This window comes from Raineya sp., assembly GCF_053497555.1.
The window spans coordinates 1-13,451 of sequence record NZ_JBRCWE010000046.1; the positions used below are offsets into that span (position 1 = coordinate 1).

A 13,451-nucleotide genomic window follows, 5' to 3' on the forward strand; every position below is an offset into this window, starting at 1 on the left:
ATTCGCTACTTTGAACATCTGTTTGAGTTTGCCATAATCGGGGGCTATGTTCGGGTCTAACATCTGACGAGGATACTCCTCTCTTTTCTTAAAATGGTCAAGAAAATATAGCACCATATCCGAATTGTAAATGTTCTGCTCGCTCAATGGATAAAAACGATAGCCGTTATAGTAATCTCGCAGGTCTTGCATTATTTGCTCCTCACGGTTTTTGTCAGTCAATACCAAATTCAATAGCTCTCGCACTTCTGCTTCTGAAAAGCCCATCATTGCCTCAAATTCCTCTTCGTGAGTAAGGTGCTTGACAATATTAAAGCCACTCGTTAGGCTATCCATTGTAATAGGCGAGACACCCGTAATGAAAAACCTATCTACAATGCCCTGCTGGGTAGCATTTTTGATAGCTTCATAAAATTTTCGCACATAGCCATTCAGCGATACCGTTTCTTTGAACTCTTGTATGCTACGAGCAAGAATTTCATTAGTGAAGTGGTCGTACTCGTCTATAAGCAAGTAAATAGGCTCATCTTTGGGATAACTACGAAAAAAAAGCATTAAAACTTCGCTTGCCTCATTGAGAGCTAAAATCTCCGATTGCTTGCTTTCGGAAAAAACAGCATACTTTTCAAAAAATTCAACCAATGTAGCTTTTACGTTGGTATTAAACTCCTTTCTGGCTCTTTCAGATGTGTCTGTATTTATCCCGCTGAAATTAAAAAACAATATCCGATAGCTATTTGCCTTTGCAGTAGGATTTTTGCCAATGTAATAGTTAGCAAATAATTTCTGGAAATCTGCTTTTCGGTTTATATCGTAATAGTGTTCCAAGAGCGATACAAACAAGCTCTTGCCAAAGCGACGAGGACGCAAATACACCAAAAAACGTTCCCGCCTTGTTTCCAGCAGTTCTATGTAGGAAGTTTTATCTACATACACATACTCGCTGACTACTTGGGGGAAATTACTCAGTCCGTAAGGGAAAAAAACGGCAGGCTTCATAGAAAATCCAAGATATTATGCACCAAAATACGCATTTTTCAGAAAATATACCGAAAATAGGAGGTTTTTCGTAATTATTTAAGCCTAATTTGTGTGTAAAAAAGGAAAGAAGAAGCATTTAGACATCTGATACAAAAAATGAGAAATAAAGCCCCATAAAGGCTTGAACTCCAAACTCATTTATTTTTTACTTCTAAAAAAAGCCTCTATTTCAGCTTTATTCATACAATTCAAGCACATTTCGGGGCTGAGTCCTGCTTTACGAGCTACCAGCACCCCAAACTGATGATATTGATACCCCTCTATGTCGTGAGCATCAGCATTGATACTAATTCTAACACCTTTTTCTAATGCCTTATGCACCCAATACCAATCCAAATCCAAACGTATAGGGTGAGCATTGATTTCCAAAGCTACCCCATTGCTTGCACAGGCATCAATAATTTTCGGCATATCCAACGGATAGCCCTTTCTGCGAAGCAAAAGCCTACCCGTAGGATGCCCAATAATGGTAGTATATGGATTTTCTATAGCTTTAATAAGCCTTTCCGTAGCTTTCGCTTCATTCATATTCAAATTACTATGAATGGAAGCTACAACAAAATCAAAAGTTTTTAGAATTTCTGTATCATAGTCTAAATCTCCATTTCCCAGAATATCACTTTCAATGCCTTTGAAAATCTTAAAATGAGGATTTTGTTGGTTGAGCGTCTCTATTTCTTGATGTTGTTGTACAATTTTTTGTACAGAAAGCCCCCCCGCATAATACGCTGATTGCGAGTGGTCAGTAATACCCAAATACTCAAAACCAAAACTTTCAGCGGCTTTTGCCATTTCCGCAAGACTATGTTTGCCATCGCTGTATGTGGAATGTGCGTGCAAAGTGCCTTTCAAATCTTGTTTTTCAATGAGAAAAGGTGTCTGAGTGTATGAAAATTCAAAAATACCCTCACGAATTTCAGGTGGCAAATAAGGTAAGCCCACTTTGGCATAAATTTCATTTTCGCTTCGCCAAATATTCTTTTGTGCTATTTCTAAAAGTGTTTGATTTTGAAAGGCATAAACAAGATGTTTTTCGGAAGCGGAAAGCAAAAAAACAAGACCAGCAAAATTATTTTCATTAGCCAAATAAAATTCTACTTTCAGTGGCAAATCTTTTACCTTTCCACGCCATACAAATATACCCGACTTTTCGGGATTAGGCTCTAAAAAAGGACAAACATTCAGATATTGATGTAAATCTTGCCCACACTCTACTACAAAAGCAAGCGTCTGTATCACCTCCAAACACCTTCTAAACTCTCCTACTACTTGAAAGCGTTTGATAGAGGGGCTGGCTTGTAAATAGTTTTGTAAAGCCTGCTCAATAGGCAAAACTTCGGCATAGAGCAATTTTTCGGCATTCAGTTGGATAAACAAAAGCCCATTTTTGATGGTTTCCTGCATTTTCTCGCCGAACCCTTTGATTTGCGAAATTTTATCATTTTCACAAGCCTCAAACAATGCTTCGGGAGTAGTTATGCCTGCTTCTTGCCAAAGGATACGTACTCTTTTTGCCCCTAATCCTTTGATTTTAAGAACTTTCAAAAGACCTTGTGGAGTTTGAGCGAGCAAGTTTTCAAGTTCTTGAAAGGTTTGAGTTTGCGTGATTTCCCAAATCTTTTCGCCTATACTTTTTCCGAAAAGCCTGATAATGGTATCTTTCGGAAGCGATGCTAAATTTTCTGTAATTTTTTCAATTTTGAAAATAGCAGAATGATACGACCGCACTTTGAACTCATTTTCGCCGTGCAGTTCAAGCAGTGTGGCAAAAAAATTTAACTTTTCGGCAATAGTTTCGTTGGTAAGCACAGGAAGTTTGGGTTTTAGGACAAATATAGCAAAAAGCCTACAAAATATTGCAGGCTTTTTGTGAAAAGAATAATCTATCAGAAGGTTTAATAAAATTCTAATAGCGATAATGTTCAGCTTTGAAAGGACCATTCTTGCTTACACCGATGTATTCGGCTTGCTCATCTGTGAGGTCTTCAAGCTCTGCTCCCAATTTAGCAAGATGCAAACGAGCCACTTTCTCGTCAAGGTGCTTGGGAAGAACATACACTTTATTTTCGTACTTGTCAGAATTTTGCCACAATTCTATTTGAGCAAGGGTTTGGTTGGTAAAAGAATTGGACATCACAAAGGAAGGGTGTCCCATAGCACAACCTAAATTCACCAAGCGTCCTTCGGCAAGCAAGATAATATCTTTGCCGTCAATGGTGTATTTATCTACTTGTGGCTTAATGGTATCTCGGGTATGTCCATAATTTTTATTGAGCCAAGCCACATCAATTTCATTATCAAAATGTCCGATATTGCAAACGATGGTTTTATCTTTCATCATTTTGAAATGACGGTCGGTAACAATTTTACAATTTCCTGTAGCAGTAACTACTATATCGGCTTGTGGAATAGCATTATCCATTTTAAGCACCTGATAGCCGTCCATACAGGCTTGTAAGGCACAGATAGGGTCAATTTCAGTAACAATTACTCTTACGCCTTGTGAGCTAAGCGATTGAGCCGAACCTTTACCTACATCACCATATCCTGCTACTACGGCAACTTTTCCTGCAAGCATCACATCTGTGGCTCTGCGAATGGCATCAACCAAAGACTCGCGACAGCCGTATTTGTTATCAAATTTAGACTTAGTAACCGAATCATTTACATTGATAGCAGGAATAGGTAAGGTACCTTTACGCATACGCTCATAAAGGCGATGAACCCCCGTAGTAGTTTCTTCGGAAATCCCTTTAATTCCTTTTACTAAATGCGGATAGCGGTCTAATACCATATTGGTCAAATCGCCACCATCATCAAGAATCATATTCAAAGGCTCTCCGTTGGGGAAAGCAAAAAGAGTTTGCTCTATGCACCACTCATATTCTTCTTCGGTCATACCTTTCCAAGCAAAAACAGGGATACCTGCGGAGGCAATAGCGGCGGCGGCGTGGTCTTGGGTGGAAAAAATATTACAAGAAGACCAAGAAACTTCGGCACCGAGTTCTACAAGCGTTTCAATGAGAACCGCCGTTTGGATAGTCATATGCAAACAGCCTGCGATTCTAGCTCCTTTGAGAGGTTTGCTTTCGCCAAATTCTTTACGCAAAGCCATAAGTCCGGGCATTTCGGCTTCTGCGAGCTGAATTTCTTTTCTACCCCAAGCCGCAAGGCTCATATCCTTTACTTTGTAAGGCAAACGTTCTTGTGAATGTGTCATTTTTTTATATTTTTAATTTTTGCACACAAAGGTACAACAATATTTCGGGAAAAGCAAAGAAACTAAGGATTTTGAGCATAGTGGTTTTTATGGTTTGCAGTAAAAATCTTACTTTCTAAATTTAGACACCCTCCATCATTGTAATCCTGTAAAATCCTACAAATCTTGGTAAAAAAAAGAAAAGCGTTGAGAAAATCTCAACGCTTAAAAACATTTCAAGTAAAACCGATTATTTTATTAGTAATTGGTAGATTGAGGGTTGAAGTTTGTCCAACCTTGTGTCCAGTCATTAGTACCAAAAGCACCACGGAAATTTACTTTTTCAAAGAAAGCATCATTGGCTTTGCCTGTCCAAATGGCACCTGAAAGCAAAGGCGAGCCTGCATTAGGAAGGCGTTGAGGATTATTCAAAGAACCGATATTTCCAAGTCTTAAATCAGCAGTATTGGCACGAGTATTGGTAGTATTGTACCAAGTCTGAACATCGGCAGTAGTAAAATTGGGAGTTTCACCTGTAGGGTTAGCAGAGCGGGCATAGTTTCCTGAACCACCAGTCCAGCCTGCAATTACTACCCCAGCCATTTGCAATTCATTGCTTTGAACGTTTGCCCAAGTAGCGTTACCATCTAAACGCAATCCTTCGGGGAAACCAACAAAGACAGAATTGAATACGCTTGTACGCGTATTTCTACGCAAGTGCATACCTCTACCAAAAGAACCTGAACCCAAGCCTGGATTAGGAATAGCAGATGCTGTATCTGCAAGGAAGCAAGTAATATTAGCAAAAACAGGTGCAGTAAAAGGAGGGTTACCTGGTGAGCCTGGGTCAAAGTTATCTGATTCAAAACCATTAGAAGTAGATTTATCGGCAAAATTTCTATCACGAATAGAGAAACCGAACTGAATTTTGCCTGTAAAGCCCCAATCAGTATCAAACTCATCGTCCCAACCTCTGTGAGCAACCAAATACTTACTATCTACGGTACCACCAAACCACTCGTAAGAGTCGTCGCCACAATAAGAAACTTGGATATAATCAATTTTCGTACCTCTACCTACACCATATAAAGTGAGTCCATTGATTTCCTTATCAGGCTGAAAAGCAATACCTGCAAACTCAATGCGTACATACTTCAAAACGCCTGAGTTATCGTTGGGGTCGCTCCCACCGAAAGTACCACGAATACCACCTTCCATAGAAGCACCTACTTGGTTGGTAGGGGCATTTCCCGCAATCACAACACCACCCCAATCGCCATAACCGCGAGAACCCGCAGGAAGGTTGGAAGTAAATACAATAGGAGCATCGGCTCTGCCTTCAGCAAAGATTTTACCACCTTTTTCTACTATCAAAGTACCTTTGCTATCTTTATCACCAAAAATAACGGTACCAGGCTCAATCGTTAAAGTTGAACCTTCGGTTACATACACAAAACCTCTCAAAAGGTACTTTTCAGAAGCCTTCCAAGTAACTTCTCCTTTGATTTCCCCTTGTACAATAATTTTACCATCAGGAGTTTTTTGCACTTGGGGTCCTTCATCTTTCTTTTTGTTACAAGCTGCAATGGCTAAAAAAGCCACAGCCATAACAGAGTAAAACAACGTTTTCATCATTTTGTTGGGTTTAGGGTTTTAGAACTAAAATTTATAGGTAAAAATGAAAAAGTAGTTGCTTCCTGGTCTAAATGACTTGATATCACCATCTTCTCTATCAATTTTGGCATTCAAGTTAGCATCTTGTACCACTCTAAACTTTTGGTTCAAAATATCTTGCATTGTAAAACGTACTTCAAATTTTTGAGCAAAAGTTTTAGCAATATTGAAATCTATGATATGTCTTTGGTTTTCATAAAAACTTGGGGTATTGAAATTACCCACCAAGAACAAGCGAGGACCCGCCACATTGTAGAGAGCATTGACCTGCCAGCCTTTCTCCTCATCATTGTAATACAAACCAAAATTCACAAGATAAGGCGACTGACCTACCAAAGTACGATTTTCAGGCGCATCTACATCTACTACCCCTACGCTCGGTCCTAAATCCACTTGTCTTCCTACATTCACCTTGCTTATCAGATAAGAGGCATTGGCAACTACGCCTAAATTCTGAAAAAACTTGCTAGATGAGCCATAGAACTGCTTTCTTACTTCAACTTCTACCCCGTAAGCCTGAGCTTGTACGGCGTTTCCGAAAGAGTAAGCAAAGTTATTCGTTCCTGCTCCACCTGTATTGTTTTGCAAATAGTTTTCAATAGGATTGGCAAAACGCTTGTAGAAAGCCCCCAACGAAATCAACTCAGAGGCAGAGGGATAATATTCCCAACGCAAATCTGCATTATCTATGGTAGCATTTTTCAAGCGAGAATTACCCGTAATACTTGCATTGAGGTTGAAATCATAGAATATAAAAGGAGCAAGTTCTCTAAATTCAGGACGATTAACACTACGAGAATATGCCAAACGCATTAAACTTTTATCAGTGAGGTTGTAGGTCATATTCAAAGAAGGCAAAATGCTCAAAATAGGATTTCTTGCTCCTTCGGGGTTGCCCGAAAGATTGAGTGTATTAATTTCTTGAAGGTTGTATTCTAAACGTACACCGGGCGTAATACTGAATCTTTTGAAAGGAATATAAGCCCCCACATAAGGAGCGGCAAGTAAGTTGCTGGCATCATAAGAATCTACTGAGCTGGTTCCCTCTACAAAAGTAAGCCCATTGATACCATCAACATTTTCAGGACGGAAAACTTGCGAAAGAGGTTGTTCCTTAATAGCCTGAATATTCGCAGGGTCAGCAGTGGGAGAAACCAAATAACTGAAATAGCGAGCTTTGAAGTCACGATTTTTTAGCTCTGTATAAACCCCAAAACGAATTTTAGGTGTTAGTTTCTCTTCCGAATTTTCGTTGAGCTTACGCTCAAAAGCTAAACTGGCAGAATAAGCAAACTCATTGAGCTTAGAGAAATAGCGTCCATCAAACAAGTTTCCAGACCCTGGTATTGAAAGCTGAAACGGAACTGGAGAGCCATCAGGAAGAGTAGCACCGGTTTTTCGGTTAGTTACCAATCTTCGCCAATCGGGTTCGCTTTTGTTGGTATAGTTAAACCCTGCAATCCAAGTGAAATTTGTTTTTTCGCCAATATTATGCTTACCTATCAGTTGACTACCAAAGAAACTTTTTTGCTCAAAGCGTTGTGAGTAATTTTCATTATCTACGGTGTTGATAATATCTCCTCCTCTACGAATAAGAGCCTGCTTGAAACTTTGCTGATTGAACAAGGTTTTCAGTTCTATACGATTAGAGGCATTTTTCACAAAAGACCAATTGTGCAGTATTCCCAAGCGATAAAAATTAGTGTAGGTAGCATCAACAAAAGAAGCCGATTTAGGAGGTGGGAATGGCTGTACAAGTAAGAAATTATTAAATTCTGCATCATAGTATTGATGTGTATTACCATAATTGATAGCCGTAAGATTGGCAACTTGCCAGCTACCCGCCCTGAAACGGCGTCCCATATTATACGACAGACGCAAGTCAGGCAATACCCTTTTGGTTCTAAAACCTAAATCAGATGGTAAATCGTGAGCTAATTTAGCTCTTTCCGCAGGAGAAAGTGAATTACTAATAAAGCTCGGAAAGCTGGCAGGTAAGCGTCTTAGTCCGTTATCAAAACCCAAAAAATCTGTACCACTACCCTGATAATCTTGTACTTGTTCCAAGGTAGTATTAGTTCTAAATCCGTAGCCTATACTGATGTTGGTAAAGTTTTCTTCGGGAGCGGTTTTGGTGTAAATCTTTACTGCTCCACCTGCAAAATCGCCGGGCAATTCGGCGGCACCTGATTTGAAAATCAGTACCCTATCAATCATATTGCTGGGCACAAGGTCAAAGGAAAAAGCACGTGTATCTACTTCGGTAGAAGGAGCATAAATGTCGTTAATCATTACGGCATTATAGCGTTGGGGCAAACCACGAATAATCGCAAAGCGATTTTCTTGCAAAGAAACCCCTGGAATACGGCGAAGCACTTGGGCGGCATCGCGGTCTTGTGTTTTTTGTATTTGTTCCGAGCCTATACCCACAGCCACCTGCTCGGCTTCTTTGATTTCTGCAATTACGGCAATAGTTGTTCCTGTTTCTCTTTTACCTACTACTTCAATTTGTCCTATGGTTTGATTTTCAGGAACAATTGAGGTGTTGATAAGCAAAATTTTACCTGCTTCTACTTTCAAATCAGGAATTTCTTTGGTATCGTAGCCTACGTAGGTAATTACAAGCGTATAAGTGCCTTCGGGAACATTGTTTATCTGAAAATTACCATCTACATCTGTGGTGCTACCCATTGAAGTTCCTTTCAAAAATACACTTGCACCAATTACTGCCTCTTGTTCGGTTTCATCTTTGATTTGCCCCTTGATAGTGCCTGTATTTTGAGCTAAAGCAGAAAAAGAAAAAATAAAAAATAACAACAATAGTGAAAAGTACCTCATAAAATCTGATTGATTTAATTTTGGTGCAAAAGTAAAGCCCTCTTGTTATTTGTGGCTTAATGCTTTATTAAGAAATTTTTATCAATGCAAAGAAACGTAAGCTCTATTTTTAACTTGCAATTCAAAAATTTAACCTTTACTTAATCTTTCAAAAAGCACACAATTTCGCATTGCTTGCGAAATAATTTTACCCTGTTTTACGTTTTTATCCCAAAACATTAAACCATAAATCTGTATGCAGAAATTTACATTTCTACTATTGTTTTTTTGGGTAAATTATTCGCTAAAAGCCCAGAACGACTACAAAGACTTCTCTCAACTTTCTAACTCGCTCAAACAATTAGCCTCCCGAAACAGCAATGTAGCACAACTAAAAGCTATTGGGAAAAGTGTTCAGGGGAAAGAAATTTGGCTTCTTTCGCTCACAAAGGGTGGAAAAGCGGAAGAAAAACCCGCTATTTGTATTGTTGCGGGCATAGATGCCTTTCATTTGGCAGGTGTAGAAAGTAGCTTGCAAATAGCTGAAAATCTTTTACAAAATAGTTCCAAAGATAGCATACAAAAAATTTTAGAGCAAAAAACCATTTACATCATACCTTGTCTTAATCCCGATGCCTATCAGCAGGCTTTTTCCAAAATAAAATACGAAAGAAACCACAACGCAAGCAATTCGGACAATGACCGCGACGGCAAACTCAATGAAGACGGCTTTGAAGATTTGAATAACGACGGCTACATCACGCTTGTACGCATTGAAGATGCCACAGGCGAATATAAATCTCACAGAGATGATGCCCGTATTTTGGTGAAAGCCGATGCCACCAAAGGCGAAAGAGGTGCTTATATTCTTATTTCCGAGGGCATTGATAACGACAAAGACGGCAAATGGAACGAGGATGGCGAAGGAGGCATCATTCTAAACAAAAATTTTACCTTCAACTATCCGTTTTTTACAGACGGAGCAGGTGAATACGCCGCTTCTGAACCTGAAAATAGAGCTTTGATGGACTTTTTATATGAAGCCAAAAATGTGTATGCTGTGTTTCAGTTGGGAGCAGTCAATAACCTCACCGAACCTGTAAAATTTGATAAAATGAAAGCCAGCCAAAAGATTATTTCAGGTTGGCAAGAAAAAGATGTGAAAGTGAGCGAGCAAGTAAGCAAATTGTACGAGAAAGCGGGTATCAAGGGCTATCCTTCTATGCCTACACAAGGCGGAAACTTTACCGATTGGGCTTATTTTCATTATGGCAGATTGAGCTTTGGAACGCCTGTTTGGGCTTTACCCAAAGATACTGCCAAGAAAAATGCCACCGATAACGAAGAAGTAAGATTTTTGCGTTGGGCAGAAGCAAATAAAATCAGCAATGTTTTCATAGATTGGAAACCTATCAATCACCCTGATTTTCCAAACAAAAAAGCAGAAGTGGGCGGCATTGTGCCTTTTGCCAAATACAACCCACCCGTGAGTTTTCTGAAAGAAACTACTGAAAAACACAGCAAATTTTTTACTGAATTTTTATGGCAAATGCCCGCCTTGCAAATCACGAATATTCGTACTGAAAGCCTTTCAGGAGGGCTTACACGCATCACTGCCGATATTCACAACAAAGGACTGCTACCAACTCATAGCGAATTGGGTGAAAAAACCCGCCACGTAGATAAGCTCAAAATTGAGCTAATTCATAGCAAAAGCCAAACGATTGTTTCGGGCAAGCGGAAAGATGTTATTCGTAAGCCTTTGGGAGCAGGTGAAAAAATGGAAGTTTCTTGGATTGTTGCAGGTTCGGGTGAGGTACAAATACAGATACATTCTGCCACCGCTGGAAAGGATAATGCAAAAGTTAATTTACGATAAAAATTCAAATCCATTTTTAACAAAACATAGGGCTTCTATTTCAATGAAGCCCTTTTTTGTGTAAGCAAACTTATTTTCTTACCCAAATACCATTTTATTCTTGGCTGATTACAAATTTTAAGCCTCTTTTTGGAAAGAACATCAATTTTTGTTATTCTTTCAAACTTTTTTGTAGTTTTATGCGTAGATTTGTTTAGAAACTCAAACCTACTGCTATGAAAATACTTGGACAATATTTCCCTTCCTACAAAATTGGAGAAGATATACGTATATTTTTCCGTAGGCTCACCGAAGCCGATGTTATTCCTTTGGTAGAATTTTACTACAATCTTTCGCAAGAAACACGTTATATGCGTTTTCAAATGGTTACCGAAGGATTGCCCGAAAGCAAAATTTACGAATACGCCGAAATGCTTTGTAAGGTAGAAGGCAAAGGTCTTGCCATTGTAGCCTATACTTACGAAAATGGCATTGAAAGCTTTGTAGGAGTAGCCCGCTATATGTTTGAAGGCGAAACTACCGAAAAAGCCGAATTTGCTATCGTTTTACGTGATGATTTTCAAGGGAAAGGTTTAGGCAAATATCTTTTGCGTTTGCTTTTTGCAGAAGCCCAGCGTTATGGCATAGAAAAATTGTATGGCTCAATGCTCCCTGCCAATATAGCTATTATTGAACTCATCAAAAAAGTAGCTCCTACCAACCATCATTTTATTCACAAAGAGGGACTAGTAGAAGTTGAAATAAATTTTCACCAAGACTAAAAAAGTTTTTTGCGATTTACAAGATTGTATTTTTGAAAAGAAAGTCCTTAAAAAAGAAAGGCTCTACTTTTATCAAGTAAAGCCTTTTTTTCGTATAAAGTGGAAATTACAATTTCACACCTACTTCAAAAGAAATCAGATTTTGTTTGATAGAAAGGAAACTATTGCCACTTCCTACGTCTTCCTTATTTACAACATTGATAAAGGAACGTTGGTAGTTGATACCTGCAAATATTGGGTTATTACCAACTTTATACTCCACCCCAATACCAATAAACATACCAAAATCCAAAGGGCTAAATTTGGTGATATAGCTGGCACTTCTGCCTTGGTCATCTACATAATTACCTGATTTTCTTTTGCTTCCTACCAAAACTTCGGGTTGCACACCAAAATTCACAAAGCCCTTGCCATTGGGGAAAAGTTCATCAGTAAAAAGTTTCAAACCCACAGGCAGTTGAATGTATTGCAAACCATATTTTTCTTCCAAAACGCCTGGCAAGCCTGTTACTTGTGCTTTGTAATTTGCCTGTTTGGTAGTGAAAAGTAAGCCCATTGTAAAGGCATAGCGTTCTGTCCATACTACATCTGCAATAGGACCGATAGTAAAACGCAAAGAACTACCATTTGGAGAGGCTTCTATACCATTTTCAGTAGATTTCACACTATTGAAACCAATAGGCAAGCCCATTTTCAAGCCCAATTTGAATCCTGTATCATCTTGGGCAAAAAGATTGAAAGCCAAAACAACAAATAACAAAGAAAGCGATAATTTTTTCATATTTTTTTAGTTTAAGTTTGAATGTTGCAAAGTAAGCAAGAAGGTTTCAAATAAGCAAATTATTTCCCAATGTTTGCCATTTGCATTTTTATTTGATTGATTTCGTTTTCAATATTGGTGATTTGCTTATTATTATTAGCATTCATTTCGTTGAGAGCATCAATCTGACGGCGAGCTATTACGTTTTTGTTTTCAAGCTCTGTTTTTTTGAGTTGGTCAGATTCTTTGGCTATCTTTTTCTGTGTTTTTTCTATATCATTTTGAAGGCTTTTCGCTTTTTTTTCATTATCAGCTATTTGGCTACGCAAATCTTTGAGCATTTTTTCCTTCTCACGTATCATTTTCTCGTAGTATTCTTTGTAATAGTTGAAAAGGAAAGTCGTAAAAAACTCCTTAAAACGCTCCATTTCTTGCGGATTTTCGCGTGCATTCAGATAAATATCGTAGCCCATCATAAAAGCAACAGCCATTTCAGGGCGACCTGTATCGCTGGAAAATTGTACGTGCAAATCACCTCTACGAGTAGTAACTTGGGGCAAAGTAGCTTCGGGTACTACCAAGCCGTGTCTGCCATTTTTTTTAGATTTTAGGTTAAAGTTTTTTTTCACGTATGCCGAAAAGGCATCTTTCAAATCGTCCTCTGTACCTTTTTCAATGCCTGCCGCCCAAGCATCTACATTGATTTTTTCCAAAGTAATTTGCTTTTGATATGGGGCAAGCGATTGAGCCAAAACAAAATTGCCGACTAAAAGTAGCCCAAGCATTGTAACTAACTTTTTCATAAAAATAAAATTTTGAGTGAAACCAATAGCAAAGCTATAAAAATTGTGCCAATATAAAAATTTTCACCTAAAAAATTAGAATTTCAAAGCAATACAAGAAATTTCTACATTGGCATCTTTGGGCAGACGGCTCACTTCTACGGTTTCGCGGGCAGGTGGATTTTCCCCAAAATAAGAGCCATACACTTCATTGATGGCTTGAAAGTTATTGAGGTCTTTTACAAAAATGGTACTTTTTACTACGTTTCCAAAGTCCATTCCCGCCTCTTGCAAGATAGCCAAAATATTACGCATTACCTGATGTGTTTCGGCTTGGATAGTATCTTGCACCATAATACCTTCTTTCAGAGCAATTTGCCCTGAAATAAAAAGTAAATTACCTGCTAAAACCGCTTGGCTATACGGACCAATAGGGGCTGGTGCATTTTCGGAAAAAATAACTTTCTTACTCATAATAGCAAAATTTTGAGGTTAAAGATATAAAAAAAAGCCTCTTTTTCAAGAGGCTTTTAGGAAA

The 13,451-nt window shown here is 38.6% G+C and carries 10 protein-coding genes; 2 read left to right on the forward strand and 8 right to left on the reverse strand.

Translation table 11 applies throughout. The annotated features are described in order from the left end of the window. The 5 genes from ACWITO_RS05560 to ACWITO_RS05580 all read right to left on the reverse strand — a co-directional run. The coding region (locus ACWITO_RS05560; protein ID WP_448529011.1) for an AAA family ATPase at positions 1-999 on the reverse strand (999 nt) is incomplete at its 3' end. Positions 1,000-1,179: 180 nt separating this feature from the next. Then, positions 1,180-2,850: a DNA polymerase/3'-5' exonuclease PolX gene (polX, locus tag ACWITO_RS05565; RefSeq protein ID WP_448529012.1), complete on the reverse strand. Its 1,671-nt coding sequence runs from the start codon at positions 2,848-2,850 to the stop codon at positions 1,180-1,182. 97 nt (positions 2,851-2,947) lie between these two features. Beyond that, complete coding sequence (gene ahcY, locus ACWITO_RS05570) at positions 2,948-4,261, reverse strand: adenosylhomocysteinase (RefSeq protein WP_448529013.1); 1,314 nt, start codon at positions 4,259-4,261, stop codon at positions 2,948-2,950. A gap of 237 nt (positions 4,262-4,498) precedes the next feature. After that, entirely contained in the window at positions 4,499-5,875 is a 1,377-nt protein-coding gene (locus ACWITO_RS05575) for a T9SS C-terminal target domain-containing protein (RefSeq protein WP_448529014.1), read from the reverse strand. 24 nt (positions 5,876-5,899) lie between these two features. After that, on the reverse strand, positions 5,900-8,752 hold the full coding sequence (locus tag ACWITO_RS05580; RefSeq protein WP_448529015.1) for a TonB-dependent receptor domain-containing protein: 2,853 nt from the start codon (positions 8,750-8,752) through the stop codon (positions 5,900-5,902). Between the two features lie 235 nt (positions 8,753-8,987). Here ACWITO_RS05580 and ACWITO_RS05585 point away from each other — a divergent pair, with 235 nt between their 5' ends. Both ACWITO_RS05585 and ACWITO_RS05590 read left to right on the forward strand, forming a co-directional pair. After that, entirely contained in the window at positions 8,988-10,610 is a 1,623-nt protein-coding gene (locus ACWITO_RS05585) for a M14 family metallopeptidase (RefSeq protein WP_448529016.1), read from the forward strand. Between the two features lie 215 nt (positions 10,611-10,825). Beyond that, positions 10,826-11,371, forward strand: coding sequence for a GNAT family N-acetyltransferase (locus tag ACWITO_RS05590; protein WP_448529017.1), 546 nt, complete (start codon positions 10,826-10,828; stop codon positions 11,369-11,371). 106 nt (positions 11,372-11,477) lie between these two features. Here the strand turns inward: ACWITO_RS05590 and ACWITO_RS05595 are convergent, their stop codons facing one another. The 3 genes from ACWITO_RS05595 to ACWITO_RS05605 form a co-directional block, all read right to left on the reverse strand. Then, positions 11,478-12,152: a porin family protein gene (locus tag ACWITO_RS05595; RefSeq protein WP_448529018.1), complete on the reverse strand. Its 675-nt coding sequence runs from the start codon at positions 12,150-12,152 to the stop codon at positions 11,478-11,480. Between the two features lie 59 nt (positions 12,153-12,211). Continuing rightward, positions 12,212-12,934: a hypothetical protein gene (locus ACWITO_RS05600; protein ID WP_448529019.1), complete on the reverse strand. Its 723-nt coding sequence runs from the start codon at positions 12,932-12,934 to the stop codon at positions 12,212-12,214. A 75-nt stretch (positions 12,935-13,009) separates the two neighbouring features. After that, the gene (locus ACWITO_RS05605) at positions 13,010-13,387 is read right to left on the reverse strand and encodes a RidA family protein (RefSeq protein WP_448529020.1); all 378 of its coding nucleotides are present in this window, start codon (positions 13,385-13,387) and stop codon (positions 13,010-13,012) included. Between the last annotated feature and the right edge of the window lie 64 nt (positions 13,388-13,451).

Excerpts from the sequence above, each read along its gene's own strand:
- ACWITO_RS05600 (WP_448529019.1), bottom strand. The coding sequence starts at position 12,934 with ATGAAAAAGTTAGTTACAATGCTTGGGCTACTTTTAGTCGGCAATTTT.
- ACWITO_RS05575 (WP_448529014.1), bottom strand. The coding sequence starts at position 5,875 with ATGATGAAAACGTTGTTTTACTCTGTTATGGCTGTGGCTTTTTTAGCC.
- ACWITO_RS05580 (WP_448529015.1), bottom strand. The coding sequence starts at position 8,752 with ATGAGGTACTTTTCACTATTGTTGTTATTTTTTATTTTTTCTTTTTCT.
- ACWITO_RS05590 (WP_448529017.1), top strand. The coding sequence starts at position 10,826 with ATGAAAATACTTGGACAATATTTCCCTTCCTACAAAATTGGAGAAGAT.
- ACWITO_RS05585 (WP_448529016.1), top strand. The coding sequence starts at position 8,988 with ATGCAGAAATTTACATTTCTACTATTGTTTTTTTGGGTAAATTATTCG.
- ACWITO_RS05595 (WP_448529018.1), bottom strand. The coding sequence starts at position 12,152 with ATGAAAAAATTATCGCTTTCTTTGTTATTTGTTGTTTTGGCTTTCAAT.
- ahcY (WP_448529013.1), bottom strand. The coding sequence starts at position 4,261 with ATGACACATTCACAAGAACGTTTGCCTTACAAAGTAAAGGATATGAGC.
- ACWITO_RS05605 (WP_448529020.1), bottom strand. The coding sequence starts at position 13,387 with ATGAGTAAGAAAGTTATTTTTTCCGAAAATGCACCAGCCCCTATTGGT.